At 37.1% G+C, this 16659-nt stretch carries 14 protein-coding genes; 5 read left to right on the top strand and 9 right to left on the bottom strand.

Going from position 1 to position 16659, the window contains the following annotated elements; genetic code table 11:
- Position 1 precedes the first annotated feature (1 nt).
- Together kdgD and BM260_RS09725 are read right to left on the bottom strand one after the other, a co-directional pair.
- Positions 2-931, bottom strand: a complete 930-nt coding sequence (gene kdgD, locus BM260_RS09730; RefSeq protein ID WP_093537160.1) for a 5-dehydro-4-deoxyglucarate dehydratase — start codon at positions 929-931, stop codon at positions 2-4.
- 238 nt (positions 932-1169) lie between these two features.
- Positions 1170-3764 carry a bifunctional 2',3'-cyclic-nucleotide 2'-phosphodiesterase/3'-nucleotidase gene (locus BM260_RS09725; RefSeq protein ID WP_175496255.1) on the bottom strand — a complete coding sequence of 865 codons (2595 nt, stop codon included), beginning with the start codon at positions 3762-3764 and terminating at the stop codon, positions 1170-1172.
- Positions 3765-4163: 399 nt separating this feature from the next.
- Here BM260_RS09725 and BM260_RS18190 point away from each other — a divergent pair, with 399 nt between their 5' ends.
- Positions 4164-4970 carry a DUF2599 domain-containing protein gene (locus tag BM260_RS18190; RefSeq protein WP_139219913.1) on the top strand — a complete coding sequence of 269 codons (807 nt, stop codon included), beginning with the start codon at positions 4164-4166 and terminating at the stop codon, positions 4968-4970.
- Between the two features lie 81 nt (positions 4971-5051).
- On the opposite strand, the gene BM260_RS09715 is transcribed toward BM260_RS18190, so the two are convergent.
- The 3 genes from BM260_RS09715 to BM260_RS09705 are packed head-to-tail and all read right to left on the bottom strand — an operon-like array spanning position 5052 to position 7516.
- Positions 5052-6374 carry an ABC transporter permease gene (locus tag BM260_RS09715; protein WP_093537159.1) on the bottom strand — a complete coding sequence of 441 codons (1323 nt, stop codon included), beginning with the start codon at positions 6372-6374 and terminating at the stop codon, positions 5052-5054.
- Complete coding sequence (locus tag BM260_RS09710; protein ID WP_093537158.1) at positions 6371-7030, bottom strand: ABC transporter ATP-binding protein; 660 nt, start codon at positions 7028-7030, stop codon at positions 6371-6373. The genes BM260_RS09715 and BM260_RS09710 overlap by 4 nt, the downstream gene beginning before the upstream one ends.
- Positions 7031-7081: 51 nt before the next feature.
- Entirely contained in the window at positions 7082-7516 is a 435-nt protein-coding gene (locus BM260_RS09705) for a VanZ family protein (RefSeq protein WP_093537157.1), read from the bottom strand.
- A gap of 155 nt (positions 7517-7671) precedes the next feature.
- Here BM260_RS09705 and BM260_RS09700 point away from each other — a divergent pair, with 155 nt between their 5' ends.
- Entirely contained in the window at positions 7672-7860 is a 189-nt protein-coding gene (locus BM260_RS09700) for an acyltransferase (RefSeq protein WP_093537156.1), read from the top strand.
- Between the two features lie 91 nt (positions 7861-7951).
- Here the strand turns inward: BM260_RS09700 and BM260_RS09695 are convergent, their stop codons facing one another.
- From BM260_RS09695 to BM260_RS09680, 4 genes are all read right to left on the bottom strand, one after another.
- A complete protein-coding gene (locus BM260_RS09695; RefSeq protein WP_093537155.1) occupies positions 7952-8752 on the bottom strand; it encodes an isoprenyl transferase in 801 nt (266 codons plus the stop codon).
- 265 nt (positions 8753-9017) lie between these two features.
- On the bottom strand, positions 9018-10163 hold the full coding sequence (locus BM260_RS09690; protein WP_093537154.1) for a hypothetical protein: 1146 nt from the start codon (positions 10161-10163) through the stop codon (positions 9018-9020).
- A 387-nt stretch (positions 10164-10550) separates the two neighbouring features.
- The gene (locus BM260_RS09685; protein ID WP_093537153.1) at positions 10551-11021 is read right to left on the bottom strand and encodes a competence protein ComK; all 471 of its coding nucleotides are present in this window, start codon (positions 11019-11021) and stop codon (positions 10551-10553) included.
- Positions 11022-11274: 253 nt separating this feature from the next.
- Positions 11275-11757 (bottom strand): sigma-70 family RNA polymerase sigma factor, encoded by a 483-nt coding sequence (locus BM260_RS09680; protein WP_093537152.1) that lies wholly within the window; start codon positions 11755-11757, stop codon positions 11275-11277.
- A gap of 432 nt (positions 11758-12189) precedes the next feature.
- Between BM260_RS09680 and BM260_RS09675 the strand changes: the two genes are divergently transcribed.
- From BM260_RS09675 to BM260_RS09665, 3 genes are read left to right on the top strand one after another with little or no spacing between them, the layout of a single operon-like run.
- A complete protein-coding gene (locus BM260_RS09675; RefSeq protein WP_093537151.1) occupies positions 12190-14412 on the top strand; it encodes an EAL domain-containing protein in 2223 nt (740 codons plus the stop codon).
- Positions 14413-14436: 24 nt separating this feature from the next.
- Positions 14437-16071 (top strand): thiamine pyrophosphate-binding protein, encoded by a 1635-nt coding sequence (locus tag BM260_RS09670; protein WP_093537150.1) that lies wholly within the window; start codon positions 14437-14439, stop codon positions 16069-16071.
- A complete protein-coding gene (locus BM260_RS09665; RefSeq protein WP_245762685.1) occupies positions 16034-16447 on the top strand; it encodes a carboxymuconolactone decarboxylase family protein in 414 nt (137 codons plus the stop codon). The genes BM260_RS09670 and BM260_RS09665 overlap by 38 nt, the downstream gene beginning before the upstream one ends.
- The last annotated feature ends 212 nt before the right edge of the window (positions 16448-16659 follow it).

Here is a 16659-nt window from a genome sequence, read left to right as displayed (position 1 = left end):
ATTATATTGCTCTTGAGGGAGCGGGATATTTTTTCAATGCATGATCAATAATTATCTTTAATTCTTCATAATGTTCTTTTTCAACGGTAGCAATGGGTGCTCTAACATTCGTTGTCACCGGCAGACCAACAATTTGCATTCCCGCCTTAATAAGAGAAACAGCATAGCCTTTTTTCTGTTTTCGAAGTCGATGAATTGGTAGAATAACGTCTTCATGTAACTCATGTGCAACTTCTTTATTGCCAGCCAAAAGAGCTTCATAGTACATGGCTGAAATATGCGGAATGTAGTTAGAAATTGCCGATGAATACGATGTAAAACCTAAATTCACATACGCGGCCATTGTCACTTCTGCTAGAGGCATTCCATTCACCCACTCTAAACGATCACCTATCAAATGAGTAAATTCAGTATTAATCTCCATATTTCCTACTCCATCTTTAAACCCTACAAGTTGTGGAAGCTCACATAGTTTCTTAAGTGTCTTGGAATCTAGAATACAATTGTCTCGTTGATAGACGATTGCATTCAAATCAGTGCTTTGAATAATCGTTCTTAAATAATCGTAAATTCCGTCCTGTGAGGGATCAATCAAATATGGCGGTAAGATTAAGTAACCTTCCACACCTAGCTCTTTGGAAATCTTTGTTTGCTCTAAAGCATGTGAAATGTTTCCACCAACGCCTGTATAAAGAGGAACTTTCCCTTTCGTTCTATTTACAGCCACTTCCACCATCGTTCTATATTCTTCATTGCTAATTGCATGCAACTCACCTGCACCGCATGCAACGAATATAGAACTTAACCCACCCTCTAGTAAAAAATCGATATTCTTCCCTAATGCTTCTAAATCTATTTTCCCTTCAGAATCCATTGGGGCAACAGGAAATCCTAAAATTCCTTTTGGTGCTTGCCTCTTTTGCTGTGTCATAATAATTCCACCCTTCTATTCTACTTAATAGTTTTAATTTTCTATAAATTTTATTGTAAGACAATTATAATGTATAGTCAATTATTTTTTTGGAAAAGTCTAAAAATTATGTTGTCCCTGTGTAAGAAACAATTCGAAATTGTTTCTTACACAGGGACACAAAAAAACACACCCTCCAGAGAAAACCTAGAGAGTGTGCATACTACAGTTAAATATCAGAATTGTTTGCTACACAGGGTCACTTAATAGAATACTTCCCAAACCCATCCGTACCTTCACCTACATACTTAATACTGCCGTTAGCAGGGATAACTTTTTCTGCTTGTTTAGAGGATTCGAATACGATTGTTGCGCTTGCTGGTAGTGCTGCAAATTTCCAGTTGCCGTCTGCAGATGGATCGATTGTTTTCTCTGCAAGAATGTAGTCGATAATTGTTTGACGGTTTTCATCTGGGTAGATTTCGATTGCTGTTGCATTTCGTACGCCTGGGAATGTCCCATTTGCACGGTAGTTATTTGTAGCAACGATGAATTCTTGTTTTAAGTCAATTGGTTTACCATCGTACTGTAAATTTGTAATACGTGATGATTTGTCATTTACTAGATTTCCATCTGCATCGTATTTTGCTGGTTTCGTCACATCAATTTCGTATGTTACCCCATCAATTACGTCATAGTTGTATGAGCGGAAGTCTGTATTGATCAGCTGTTGGTCGCCAGTTTTGGTTGCATCAATTTGGTTAAATTGACCCGCAGACATTTCCAACCATTCTTTAACATCTGCTCCAGTTACTTTAACTGTTGCTACAGTGTTGTCGTATAAATATAAGTCAGCTACGTTTTTAATTGCTAGCTCGCCTTTTGGTACATATGTGTAGTACTCAGGATCGCTTCTTGTTCCTGCTTTAAATGGCGCACCTGCAGAAAGGACTGGCAATTTCTCATTTGCTGTACCTTTTAGTTTTGCTTTTACGTACTCGGTTTGCGCATTTGTTACGATTTGAATCGATGGATCATCTTGTACTTGTGAGAAGTAACTATGAATATCAGCTGTAGTTGTTCCTACTGCTTGACGTACATATTTAATCGTTCCCTCATGTGCTTCTTTTACAGCGTCTACAACTGTTTTATCAACATCCGTTGAATCTTTAGCGATAGTGCGAACTTCCGCTTTAGATTTCGTCACATTCCAGTCATTCCCTTTTTTCTCTAAAGTTAAGTCAATTACACCTAAATGACTACCGAATTTACCAGGCATTACAACGGGAACGCCATTAATAGTACCGTTTTCGATATCAACATTTGTTAATGATGCATCCACTTTACCAGGGAATACTTGGTGTGCATGTCCTGTAATAATTGCATCTATGCCTTCAACTTTCGTCAGAAGATACGTAACATCCTCTTCGCCAACCTCATGCTTTGTATCTCCAAGACCTGAGTGGGAAAGCACTATAACTACGTCTGCTCCTGCTTTTTTCATTTCAGGAATAATAGCTTGTACTGCTTGTACAGAATCTTGTACTTTTACTTTTCCTTCTAGATGAGATTTATCCCATTTCAGGATTTGTGGAGGTACAATACCAGTTACCCCAACTTTGATCGTTGATTTATCGCCTTCTGCATCCACCACTTCTTGGTCTATCAATGTGTATGGAGTATACAATAGTTTCCCAGTTTTAGCGTCTTGCACATTCGCATTCACATACGGGAAGTTTGCATCATCCATTACTTCATCTAAATAATCTAGTCCGTAGTTGAATTCATGATTACCAAAAGTTGCACCGTCATAACCCAACAATTCCATTGCCGTTACAGATGGATGTTCTTCCCCATCTACTAATTTATCTACAGCTTGCTTGTACGAACCAAGTGGAGTTCCTTGAATTGCATCTCCATTATCAAATAGTAACGAACTGCTATTTTCCGCACGTGCAGTTTTGATAAGTGTTGCTGTTTTCGCAAGACCTAAACTATTGGACTCTGTATCTTTGTAATAATCATAGTTTACGATATTTGTATGAATATCAGAAGTTCCTAAAATACGTAATGACACCGCATCTTTTGAACTTGAATCCGCTCCTGATGCTTTAATAACTGCTTCTACCTTTTTCAATAAATCTTCTACCATTGGATAGGCACTAGCAGTAGGAAGTCTATCCAATAAAGGCGTAATCGTATCGATTACTTTCTTAGCCTCGGCTTTATTGCCAGCTGCTAATAATTTCTCTGCTTGTACAACCTTCATATAAACAGTGACAGGAACCATCAACTGATCACGCTTCGTGTTTGCTGGTTCTTTATACTGGTCTAACAACAAATCTCTCGCTGCTTTTCCACTAAAACGATAAAGAATAGATGTACGACTCTTCAGTTGAACAGACAATTTATGATATAAAGTCTCAACCTTCGCCCAGTCCTTAGCAGCTTCCGCTTTTTTAATATCATTCATGATTGGAGTTAAATATTTATCCGCATAGTTATAAGCATCAATGTAAGGAATTATTCCTTTTGTAACACGTTCATTATATAGATCGTTTAAATCTTTTAGCAAAGCAGATTTATTTTTCGCATTAGATTTCGTAATAGCAGCCTTCGCTTTTACGTAATTATCTTTAGCTTTGTTAAGTGCTGGAGATAACTCTTTGCTAGTAGCAAGTTTGCCACCTTGAGCAGGAACTACATATGCATAAGCTGCATTTTTCATATCTTTTCTCGCTTGATCCACAACATCTTGCATCGAACTACTAGCAAAACCTACATTTGTACCAGCAAATAAAGACGTGACTAAAGCCGCAGCTACTACTGATTTCTTAAACGTGTTCTTCTTCATCTTTTCACTCCTATTTAAATAAATTATTTTCTCCCAATTTTTACTTTATAAGCCCCCCCTAACGATAGTCCAACAAACCGCCTATGGCAATGAGAATATTGTAATAATTTTGTAAACAATAATAGGTTTATTTTCATACACTACAAAATAAATAAAATTTATTAAAATAATCATAAATTTATAATGACAGCTTTATAGGTACATGTTATTATAGTTTTGTTCAACATAAATAATACTAAAGTTCCATTAATAGGTGGGGAATGTAGGTTATAAAATAGGTCATTATAACCACAATTAATATTTATCAATTCTATAAATTAACTCAAGAAGAGAAAAATGATACTTGCCAATGAATATAGAGAGAAAAAGTTATGAATCGTTAGGGGAAATCAGACAACCATGAAGAGCACATGCAAGAAAATTACCAGTGCATTCTGCATAATTTTAATACTAATTAGTTCAGTACACATCACTCCTGTTAACGCGCTTGAAAAGAAAAACAAAGTTAGTATTAACTTGCTTACTAAGGTTTCTAAAGCAAATGCAGGAAGTGTCAAAACAGCCTCTTATAGTAAAGTAAATGAAGGCGATAATACGATTCTCCATGTTTCATTTGTTCCTTCAACTGCAAGTACTACCATTCAGGTACCTCTAGAACTTAATAAAGATGAAAGTGTCACTCTTTATCAAAATGAATCCCGAAGAACTTTCAATTCGGGTAATATATATAATGGGCAGAATCGTTCAATAGGAATTATTGATGTGGAAATAGTAAATAACGATGAGCAGGCTCAACTGACAACAACAGTTTTAGATAACAACAATCTGCAACTTAACGTACAATCAAACAATATTTTGAGTTTAGTTGAAATTCAAGTGAAGATGAAAGTAACCTCTTTTTCCACTTATTTTACTAATAGTGAGTGGATCAATAGAGGCAAAATGGCATCATTAAGTCTGTCCCAAAAGGCAGACATTACTAGTTCAACAAACCCAAACTTAAATTACGCTATAAAAATAGACGCTTGGGACAAAATTAAATCTATTCACGATAGCGATACTAATTGGTACAACGCTGGTGGCATGCAAGATCAATTTGATTGTCACTTTGACTTTGCTAAGAAAAAAAACGCATGGAACTTAGAACCTAGTAGACCAGATGTAGACTACTTCGCCACAGTAATGGCATCATGTAATCCTAAATAATGCACAAAAAAAGAGCAGATATAGTTTAATCTGCTCTTTTCCATATTATCTGAATTGTTTGCTACACAGGGACAAAATAGTCTACTCAAATCGCAAAGCTTTACTAGGTTTCATACTCGCTGCCTTCAATGCTGGATAGATTCCTACTAAACTACCAATGGCGATGGAAGTATACAACGCAAGCTTCACTGCCCACATCGGTAATACGAGTGCAAAGATTTCTATGTTACCGTTCCAAACTTCGATGAAAGCATAGCCGAGGCCAATTCCTACAGCCCCCCCAATAATACATAGTAATAATGTTTCAAAGAAGAACTGCATCATGATTTCAAAAGTCGTGGCACCGAGGGCTTTACGTATCCCAATTTCTCTTGTTCGTTCTCGAACGGACATAACCATTACATTCATGATGCCCGTTCCACTTATCAACAAAGCGGTAGCGTTTATTCCTACTAACATCACCTGTAATATCGAGGTTACTTTTCCAAGAGCCCCTAACATCTGATCTTGTTTTACCACACTAAAATCGATTTCTGAATGATTTGCAGCAAGTGCATTAAACACAGCCCCATCTACTTCATCTACGACATCTAGACTAGAAGCTTCCACAATCATTTTCGTTAGGTTCTTCATATCTGTTGTAGTTAGTGCTGTTTCAATAGGCATGACTACATTATTATCTGTACTGGATCCTAAAGTGGCATTAGGTGCAAGAACTCCAATTACTTCATAGGTCTCTTCATTGATCATAATCTTTTTTCCAACCAAGGAAGTCTCCTCTGCAGAAACCTCCTCCCCTAGAATCTTGTTTAATATACGTTTCCACCATGGCTTTGACTCTACGACATTTGTAGAACTGCCTTCTTCCGCATCAGGCACTTCATTTTTACCGAGCAAAGAATCGTGTATATTATTCCCAACTACAACCACTTTCGCTTCAGCTTGTTGCTCTTCCTTTGTAAAGAATCGACCTTCTGCAAGTTTCGCATGCTGAACACGGCTATATTGATCCGTTGTCCCCACTATTGCCGACTGAACATTCTTATCCTCATACTCTACAAAATTCACAGTCTCTAATTGAGGTGTTACTGTTTTCACATTGGGCACATTTTCAACTGCCTGTGCATCCTCGTATGTAAGTGTACTTGGTACGCTCGTCAACCCACTGAGCAAATCCTTTTGTCCATTAGCTGTATCGAGTACTCGTCCAGGCATGACTAAAATCTGCTCTGCCCCGAGACTTCCCATCTGTTTCATCAACGTATCCTTTACACCAATAGCAATAGCAGTTAGTACAATGACAGCGAACATTCCGATAACTACACCCATCATTGCAGATACCACACGATAACGATTCGACCATAATCCAAAACAAGCTAATTTGAATGCAGTGAGTAACTTCATACAAGCACCCCATTCTGTAACCGCAAGATTCGACCTGCTCGATCCGCTACTTCTTGATCATGTGTAATAACTACAATCGTGGCACCTTGTTCATGTACTCTGTCAAACAAGCTCAAAATATTTTCAGTAGTTTCTTCATCCAAGCTTCCAGTCGGCTCATCCGCTAATATTAATCCAGGTTCATTCACTAGCGCTCTAGCGATTGCTACACGTTGCTTTTCTCCGCCTGACAAACGATCTGGTTTTTGGTTCTTTTTATCCAACAAACCCATCTCATCGAGTAATGCAAGCACTCTTGCTTTTTTCTTTCCTAATCGTTTTCGACCATAAGTCAACGGAAGAAGTACATTCTGAAATACCGATAAATTAGGGATCAATTGAAAATGCTGAAATACAAATCCAATTTCTTCATTGCGAAGTCGAACACGCTTTCCTCGACTCATTTTATGTACAGACTTTCCAGCTAATTTGTATTCCCCCTTATCTAGCACATCCAATGTACCTAGTAAATTTAGCATCGTACTCTTACCAGAACCGGATTTCCCCATGATTGCTACATATTCACCTTGCTTCACTTGTAGATTAACTCCACGTAAAACCTCTGATTTTAGGTTTCCTGAACGATAATGTTTTCGAACGTCCTTTAGATCAATCATTCGACAACCTCCCTTTCCATAAAACCCAATACAATCTCACTCTAGTATTTTTTAGAAATATCGTTTCCAAACATACACGTAAAGAATGCCAAGGCTTGCACCCGTAATATCTATTAACACATCCGACACCTGAGCGCCCCTCCCATATATAAATAATTGAAGGGTTTCATCCGAGATTGCAAACAGAAGACAACAAATACCGGCTACGAAAACAATCTTCTTCCTTTTTCTCTTCCCTACATTCAATAGGTATGAAACCAAAACACCTAATATAAAATAAATGGTAAAATGTGCAAGCTTCCGAACAATATGATGTATATACTCTTCTTCAAATACGGAATTTGGAAACAATAATTCCAATAGATTAGTAAATACCATAGTGGGAATGCTACTTAACCGAATAGACTCGTTTACAGTTTGTTGGGAAAAAAAATAGATTAAAACCATCCACAACAAGACAATGCCTAACTTATAATGTTTTTTCATTTTAAATCTTCCCTTTACACAAAATTCTTTGCCAATGAATAAAGAACAGTAAAAAAATATAGTATAAAATGTTTTCAACTCTTTACAAGGTTTCGACGATATTTTTGTAATCCTACTGATATAGTGAGTAATAAAAATCGAAGGAGTGTGTGTTATTGCAAAATGATTTTGTTTTACTACTTGATACTATCATCGGACCTAGAAATATTTTTCATGTGATGGAATGTGATATATGTGGTTGGAATGAAATCTACTATCAACATCCAGAAACCAAAGTTCAAATCGGTTTTGCTTGTGAAGGTTGCAATTATGTGAAGAAATTTGAATACTTAAATTGTATGTAAAACGAACATTTTCAATAATAATTCATATAGCAAAACCCCATATAACTCATGGATATGGGGTTTCTACTGCTCTATTAAGTTTGTCAATCTCTTACTTTTCTTCTACATCTTCTTCTTTAAGTCCACCATATTTTCGATTTCTTTTTTGATAGCTTTCGATTGCATCCATTAAACAAGGTTCATCAAAATCAGGCCATAGTGTATCAGTAAACCAAAATTCCGTATAAGCTAGCTGCCAAAGCATGAAATTACTAAGGCGAATCTCTCCACTTGTACGGATTAGTAAATCTGGTTCCGTTAAGTCTTTTGTCATTAAGTGACTACTGATTAACTCTTCTGTAATATCGTCACAGGAAATGGTCCCGAGCTGCACTTTGTTTACAATTTGTTGAACTGATTGAATAATTTCATCTCGACTACCATAATTTAAAGCGAAGTTTAATATAAGTCCATCATTATGAGAGGTTTTTTCTACTGCTTTTGTTATGGCTCTTTTTGTATGATCCGGGAGGAGGTCGATATTCCCCATCATTTGCACCTGAACATTTTGCTCGATTAACTCAGGTAAATAGGTGCCCATAAATTCTTCTGGTAACCTCATCAGATAATCTACTTCTTTTTTGGGTCTTTTCCAGTTTTCCGTAGAGAAAGCATACAACGTTAACGTTTCTATCCCGACATCATTGGCAAACCTCGTTATCTTTCTAACTGTTTGCATTCCCTCATAATGTCCAGCAATTCTTGGTAAAGAGCGGTTTTTTGCCCACCTACCATTTCCATCCATAATAATAGCTATATGGGAAGGCAATTGTTCTATTTGCGCAAGTTCTTTTCTTTTAGTTAAATCACTAGTTACTACTGGTTGCCTTTTACGCAAAAGCTTACTTAACATACCTATCCCACCTTATGCCTTTTCCAATTATATCTACTCATCTTATCAGAAAAATAGATATATTACTCCTCTAGATGTGACTTCCCTTCTAATTTAGGAAAAATATCCCTGTAATACATTTAAATTTATCTGTCTAATTTCATAATTTTCATAGTTTGAGTATATCTATTAGTAGCTTTTTATCATCTTTACTAGTGAACTACAAATATTATATTTTTGAATAAAAAAAAACTCAACCAGTGAAGGCTGAGTTTTTTTATAATACTTATTTAAAAATAATTTTAAATTCCACTGTTAGAGCAGTTCCATTGTTTACTGTGATTGGAAGACTCAATGTATGTCCTTTTAAATCTGCAAGTGTTTGAGAACCAGCAGGTACTGAGGCTAGAAGAGTGTTAACTCCTTGTGTTGATAATGGGTGATTACCGTCAATGGCAGTTACCCCAAGTATATTTATAAAACTTGAATAAAATCCTTTACCTAAGTAACTTGTATAATCTAAAGGATCCACGTCTTTATTTATCGTTACAGTAATCGAATTAGATGCAGTCATCATTGCAGTGGCTTTGTCACTTTGCGTAGTATTAAGTATAGCCACTAGACTTTTAACTTTACTATCTAGTACATGTTGCGGCGAAAGTGTCGTATCAGTTACTTGTTCTTTCATGCTTGTAACTTCTTCAAGTAAAGCAGCAACAAAAGAATTTTTGGAAGCATCAGGTAAACGTGGTAATAATGCTTCTACTTCTGCAAGTACTAATTTGGCTTGTTCTTTCTTATCATTAGTTAATAAATCAGTTATCTCGACGTTTTTCATGTGAATAGTTACGGGTACCATTAATTCATCGCGAATTTCATTTGCCGGTTCTTTATATTCTTTTAACAATAGATCACGAGCAGCTTTACCGGAAAAACGATACAATATGGTAGTTCTTCCTTTTAGTTGATAAGATAACTCATGGTATTTTTTCTCCACTGTTGCAAAGTCATTATTGGCTTTGGCTACTTGAATATCATTCATAATTGGCTCTAAATATTTAATCGCATAGTTATATGCATCAATATAAGGAACTAATCCACCTGAAACTTTCTCATTATATAATGCATCAATTTCCGCTAATGTAACTTTTTTACTTGCGGCAGATTTACTAGATGAAACTACCGCTTTTCTCGTAAGTTGATAGTTTTTCTTCGCACTATTCAATGCAGAATACAATTCATTACTTGAAGCTAAGTCGCCATCTAGAGCTGGATACACATAGTGCGTTGTTGCCTTACTCAACTCTGTTTTCAGTTTGTTCACTGATTGATCCACTGAACTGGATGCTCCAAAAGCAACGGTTGTCGTGGATAAAATTGTTGCAGTAAATAGGGCTAATACTGCTGTTTGTTTGATAAATCTTTTTTTCATTTTTCTTTCTCCTTTTTCGCTCAAAACCTGTTGAATATTTCTTTTATTTTCCAACTTCTTAATCTTACAATCCATGCAATATAAATTCAATTTCATTTTTTTGAAATTTAATACTAAAGATTCATTTAAATGGAATTATATAACTTGCCAATTTTACCCATTGATATTTTTGTGATTTTCATAATGAAATTTACCGATATCCGCCATAATTTCTCAATAAGAAATCTACGCTTTTAATGGCATGAAAAAAGCATCTGAAAGTATCTTCAGACGCCACACTCTTAAAATATTTAGTTAGGAGACAATAATTTTAGTACCCTTCAATGCTATCTTTAGCTTTTTAGTTACGTAAACAATTGAAACGTTACTTTATGGTTCCTTTGTCCCCTACTTATTTCGATGGTGATGGATACCATATATATTTAACGAGGTGTGTAGTCTTTGATGTTGTTTGAGCAATACATGCTTGGAAGCATTGACAAAAACCGAGTGACCATTTGGAAAATGGATTATTGACTTTCCTTTGGTTACCTCCTCCACATGAATAGGGTGATTGAATATCCAAACACACTCCAAATGTCTATAGGACATAGTTGGAAAAGCACCGAAAAGATTTGGTTCTATCAACAGTGGTGTCTTTACAGAATAATTCATCATTTTTTTTATTGCCTTTAAACGACCTTCTAATGTCGATGCATAGCGATTACACGCACCTTCCAACAAGTGTAAAGTACTCTCTTCTGAATAATAAATACCATGGGTCGTCACGATTCGTGTCTTTTCCTTCCCAGTAAATACGGATTCTAGCATTAACGTCTCGGGATTAACCAATTCAGAATTCCCTTTAATCTTCTTCATCACACTTCCCCCTTTTTGTCCCCTCTCTATACATGTCTATCCTATCAAAACACTTTATAATTTACTAGTCTAAATTAACTAAATTTATTGAATATTTTAAAAATAATACCTAATTCCTCCTTTTCCTTATAAGATATTTAGAACTTAGTCCTATCCCTCATCATTATTTCCTGTCCGAGTGGTAAACTATAACTAAAAAAATACCGAGAAAGTGTCGAAATTTACTTTCTCGGTCTGGATGCACATGAAAAATCTATCTTTTTATTTGTTCTCTCAATTTTACAAGCATTCTTTCCCGTCTCTTTTTAATACCCGGTATCGTTATTCCAACTCGAGTCGATGCCTGCTGTAGCGAGATTCCCTCCACAAAAATCCACATCAGTAGTTCTCGCTCTTGTGCTTGCAAGGATTCAATTGCTCTTTCTAAATCCTCACTCACTATACTTAGAACAAGATTTTTTTCCAGTAATACTGCCAATTTCTCATCCTCTACAAGGTCGGCATGCTCCTCCTGCTGCTTCTCTTTTTTCAACTCGTCCAACATTCCACCGTATATGGACCGATAAGCATAAGGGGCAAAATCCCCCTTGTCCTCATCGAACTTCACCCAAGCTTTCCATAATGCGATTCTACCTGCCTGTCGATAGATTTCATGATTCTTATAAATACTCAGCTTTCGAATACAAGCAGAAATCATCGGTTCAAACTGCTCCAACACTTCTTCAAAGTCCGTCAATGCTATGGTCCTTTAGAGTCATGCATGATTCGTTTATTCCTAGGTAGCCTAAGAATAATAAACTCTCCCTGTATTAACCAATGAGTCTATCGGTAGTAACGGCGCAGAGAACGTTAGGTTTTAGAGTAGGAAACGTAGTGTATTAGTACGTTGTTCCCTGTGTAGGACACAATTCTGAATTAAATGCTACACAGGGACACATATTGAAATCCGCTATTGTCAGAATAGTTTGTTACACAGGGACATTTTGTTGAATTTAATCCCTTTTTAGAGTAAAGTATTTATGATTAGGAATTCTTTCTACAGGTTATTTCGTAGCAGTCTTAACCTTTGTGGGAGTGGGTTCTTTTTTTTTCGTAATTTTATATCAAAACTACACACCTTTCTGAAAAGAGGGTATACATAGGAAAGAGATTTTTATAGGAGGAGAATATGAATACTACAGAGCCATACTACATTACAGAGTCTAAGAGAATCTGCAAGGTTGCGGGGATGGATCCAAACGAGGTGTCTAGACCAAAGACTTTTTTAAGCGAAGTGGCTTTTGAACAGAAGCGAAAATCGTATAGTGAAATATTATCAGTGGTTAGCTTTTTCTCCAATAAGTTACTAGATTCCTTAAAAGGCACTCCGATACTCGTTGTCGTTTCGGATGCTGCAGGGTATTTGCTTGAGATTGAGGGAGACGAAACGATCAAGTCTACTATTGAACAATTCGGTATTAAACCTGGTAGCCTGTTCATCCAAGAAGAGACGGGTACGAATGTTATAAGCCTGACATTGCAGCAAAGACATCCGATTAGTTTGATAGGCGAACAACATTATCATACCTTCCTTCAAGAAATAGCTTGCTACGGTACTACATTCAACTATACAGATGACAATGACTTGCTCGGTAGTGTGTGTATCATGATGCCTATCCAGTTTCAAAATGAGCTGTTTTTATCAATGCTCACCCAGTCCGTTGACTCGATCGAAAGAGAACTCTTGTTGAGAAAACAAAACAAGAAACTTAATATTATGAACCAGATTATGTTAAGTAGAACGAGAAACGGCATTGTTATTACGGATGAAAAAGGAATTACAACCGAGTTTAATAATTTTGCTCAAATGATTTCAAAGAACAGTAGAGAATCAGTCGTGGGAAGAAACATTTTGGAATCCCATTTAACTGGAAGGTATTTCAAAGAAGTATTGGAAAGTGGAAAAATATTTAAAAATGAAGAAATAAAGTTTGAAGATGATGCTGGTAACCTAGTAGTTTGCCTATTCGATGCGCAACCCATTTACGAGGATGACAAAATGATTGGTGCCTTTGGTCAGTTTAGAGACATTTCAGATCGATACACATTGCAGGAACAATATAATTATTTAGCCTTTCACGATGATTTAACAAATCTGCCAAACAGACGATATATGAATAAGGAAATAGAATCCATTATTAAGGAACTAAGTACAGGTCACCACAAGACCTTAGCCCTCCTATATATCGACTTGGATCGTTTTAAAATTATTAATGACAACTTTAGCCATTCCTACGGCGATAAGTTATTAATCGAGGTAAGTACTCGTTTAAGTGGTTGCCTAGCAGAAAATGAGATGCTTGCACGAATGGGCGGCGATGAATTTATTTTCCTATTGCAAGATTTTACGGATACAGACTATGTCACAGCAAAAGCGGAAGAGATACTTCAACTCTTGCTACAGCCATTTCTTGTGGACGGCAAAGAATTATATACAACTGCTAGTATTGGAGTTGCTATTTATCCCGACTATCCCATTACAATGGAACAGCTGATGGTCTATGCGGATAATGCAATGTATCAGGCAAAATCGCAAGGGAAAAATCGCTATGTCGTGCATACCTCTGAATTATTAGATGCCATGTTGGACGACTATATGCTCGAGGTAGATTTAAGAAGAGCACTGGAGAAAAATGAATTCGTTCTCCATTATCAACCTCAGATTAATAACGAAACTGGTCAATTGATTGGGTTTGAAGCGTTAATACGCTGGCAACATCCAACGCTTGGGCAGATACCTCCAGATAAGTTTATCAAACTCGCAGAAGAAAACGGGATGATCACTCAAATTGGGGAATGGGTCATTGATGAGGCCTGTACGCAAAACAAAAAGTGGCAAGATGCTGGAATGACACCTGTAAAAGTGTCCGTTAATTTATCGACGCAACAATTTCTAACTAGAAATCTCATTACTTATATGGAAGAGGTACTGGAACGAACAGGTATCAATCCAGCTTATGTGGTCGTGGAAATTACGGAGTATATGGCGATGGAATACGAATACTCTATCCACGTATTGGAGCAGTTGAAAGCACTTGGGATCGGCATTAGTATTGACGACTTCGGGACTGGTTATAGTTCGCTTAATTACCTAAAGAATTTTCCAATCGATTATATTAAAATCGATAAATCGTTCGTCAGTGAAATTATGAACAATGAACAAGATGCTGTCATTATCAAAGCGATTATCTCCTTAGCGCATAATCTTCATAAGGAGGTAATTGCTGAAGGCGTGGAAACAAAGGAACAGCTAGAATTCTTGAAAACCCATCAATGTGATATTTCGCAAGGATATTTCTTTAGTAAACCCCTTCCTGTTGACGAGATTGAGAGAATCTATTTAGATCAATAATGACCTTAAAGGGAGAATGACACCATGAAAACAACATCATCGGTATTAGTAGCAAATTTTAAGCATTGGGGAATTCATCATATTTTTGGCATTCCTGGAAAGGCCATATCCCCTATACTGTTCGAGATATTAAATCATGATATGGAATTTGTATTAAGTAAGCACGAAGCGGCTGCAGGGTTTGAAGCTGCTGGCTATGCCTTGATGAATCAAAAAATTGGAGTTGCAGTTGGGACGTCTGGTCCAGGTGGTACTAATTTACTCACCGCTGCTGGCCAGGCAAAAGCATCTAATCTCCCTTTATTAATCATTACTGGACACCCTTCCATGAAGGATACCGGAAAAGCAATGGGTCAGGATTCTAGTATATTTGGTGCGGACCTCGTGGACATGTTCAAATCTGTCACGAAGTTTAGCGCTCGGGTCGAACGAGGAGATATGCTTCAGCCATTCTTGCAGCATGCACTAGAAAAAGCAGTATCTGGTGTAAAAGGACCTGTACATCTGTCCATCGCCTTTGATATCTTGTTAGAACAGATTGAACCGTTCTTGCTAGATTTACCAGAATCGTATGCAATGATTTCTCCTAATACGAGCGATGTAATAGATAAACTAAATATAGCAAAGCGTCCTCTTCTCTTTTTAGGAAAAGGTGTGCATTCTAGTAAAGCCTACGCAGAAGTGCAGCATCTTGCTGAGCATTGGAATATCCCTGTCATTACCACGCCCGGTGGGAAAGGATCATTCCCTTCCAATCATAAGCTATCCTTAGGTGCATTCGGATTAGGTGGTACAGACGAAGCAACTGCATATGTAAAAGAAAAAGTGGACCTAATGCTTGTTATTGGTTCGCAGTTAAGTGATATGTCTATCGCTGGATTATCGGAAGCGATGTATCCAGAGCATCTGATCCACTTCGATTATGACCAAACCTTTATAGGTAAATCAATACAAGTGCCAACTACACCTATACTTGGTGATATAAAAGCAAACCTGACTGCAATATTAAAAGATATACCAAAAACAAATAGCGAAGCATTCTTAATGCCAATCGATGATATATTGCTGCAGGAAAATAACCCTGGTGAACGAATGTCTGCTATCCAAGCATTGCGCTCGATGCGATATGCACTTCCCCACGATGCAATTGTTTTCGGAGATGATGGGAGCCACTCTTTTTACGGCATCAAATACTTTGACATATATAAGCCAGGAACGTTCTTCTTTGATGATATATTCGGAGCAATGGGCAACGGAATTGGCTATTCCATCGGCGCAAAACTTGCAGCCCCGGAAGAAACAATCATATGCTTAGTTGGAGACGGATGTATGTTCATGCATGGCACGGAACTTTCAACAGCGTACAATTATAACTCCGCGGTGTTGTTCATCGTACTAAACAATGGACGCTTAGATATGGTGGAAAAAGGCATGCAAAAAATGATCGGTACGTCTATCGGCGGTGTCTATGAAACTCCGCTGAATGTAGCACGCTTTGCCGAATCTATGGGACTCGAAGCATTTACCTGCCTGAACCCTTATGAGTTAACCGATAAAATAGCAGAGGCATTACATAAGATTGAACAAACAAACAAACCAATTGTCATTGAAATATTAGTAGATGAAAACGAAATACCACCAACAATGGGGAGGCAATAATATGGATACCAACAAAAGGTACGAGGCCGGTATAAATGCAATGGAAGAACTATTTTCGCAAGACGTACGTAATGGCATGGCAGGCATCAAAGATATTTCACCCGATCTATGGAACATGATCGTATCATTTGGCTTTGGAGACCTCTACTCGAGAAACACCCTTTCCCACGCACAACGGGAAATAATCACACTCACCAGTCTGATCACCCAAGGTGCTTTCGATCAACTAAGAGTTCACTTACAAGCAGCCTTAAATGTAGGTCTAACAAAAGAAGAAATTATCGAAATCATCCTCCACTGTACTGGATACGTAGGCTTTCCAAAAGCTGTTCACGCAATGGGGATTGCTGGAGAAGTATTTAAGGAAAATGAATAATAAACTTCATAAAAAGAGAAAAAAGTGCAATCCTAAAAGGACTGCGCTTTCTTCTTTCCCTAAAGTGGGAATAAACTCGGAAAATTTGTTATGTTGCTTAGTTAAACCGTAACTGACAATTTAAACATTCATCTCGTCAGTGCAGTAAATAGTGTCTAATAAAAACTATTAGACATTGAGGTGCACTTCCACAAAAAACTTAACTTCCACTT

This window comes from Psychrobacillus psychrotolerans (assembly GCF_900115805.1).
Classification (GTDB): domain Bacteria; phylum Bacillota; class Bacilli; order Bacillales_A; family Planococcaceae; genus Psychrobacillus; species Psychrobacillus psychrotolerans.
This window is presented reverse-complemented; position numbering and strand designations above follow the sequence as displayed.

Coding starts and splice junctions, on each gene's coding strand:
- BM260_RS09665 (WP_245762685.1), top strand. CDS start 16,034: ATGAAAACGAAATACCACCAACAATGGGGAGGCAATAATATGGATACC.
- BM260_RS09705 (WP_093537157.1), bottom strand. CDS start 7,516: ATGAAAAAACATTATAAGTTAGGCATTGTCTTGTTGTGGATGGTTTTA.
- BM260_RS09690 (WP_093537154.1), bottom strand. CDS start 10,163: ATGAAAAAAAGATTTATCAAACAAACAGCAGTATTAGCCCTATTTACT.
- BM260_RS09715 (WP_093537159.1), bottom strand. CDS start 6,374: ATGAAGTTACTCACTGCATTCAAATTAGCTTGTTTTGGATTATGGTCG.
- BM260_RS09685 (WP_093537153.1), bottom strand. CDS start 11,021: ATGAAGAAGATTAAAGGGAATTCTGAATTGGTTAATCCCGAGACGTTA.
- kdgD (WP_093537160.1), bottom strand. CDS start 931: ATGACACAGCAAAAGAGGCAAGCACCAAAAGGAATTTTAGGATTTCCT.
- BM260_RS09670 (WP_093537150.1), top strand. CDS start 14,437: ATGAAAACAACATCATCGGTATTAGTAGCAAATTTTAAGCATTGGGGA.
- BM260_RS09695 (WP_093537155.1), bottom strand. CDS start 8,752: ATGTTAAGTAAGCTTTTGCGTAAAAGGCAACCAGTAGTAACTAGTGAT.
- BM260_RS09710 (WP_093537158.1), bottom strand. CDS start 7,030: ATGATTGATCTAAAGGACGTTCGAAAACATTATCGTTCAGGAAACCTA.
- BM260_RS09675 (WP_093537151.1), top strand. CDS start 12,190: ATGAATACTACAGAGCCATACTACATTACAGAGTCTAAGAGAATCTGC.
- BM260_RS18190 (WP_139219913.1), top strand. CDS start 4,164: ATGAAGAGCACATGCAAGAAAATTACCAGTGCATTCTGCATAATTTTA.
- BM260_RS09725 (WP_175496255.1), bottom strand. CDS start 3,764: ATGAAGAAGAACACGTTTAAGAAATCAGTAGTAGCTGCGGCTTTAGTC.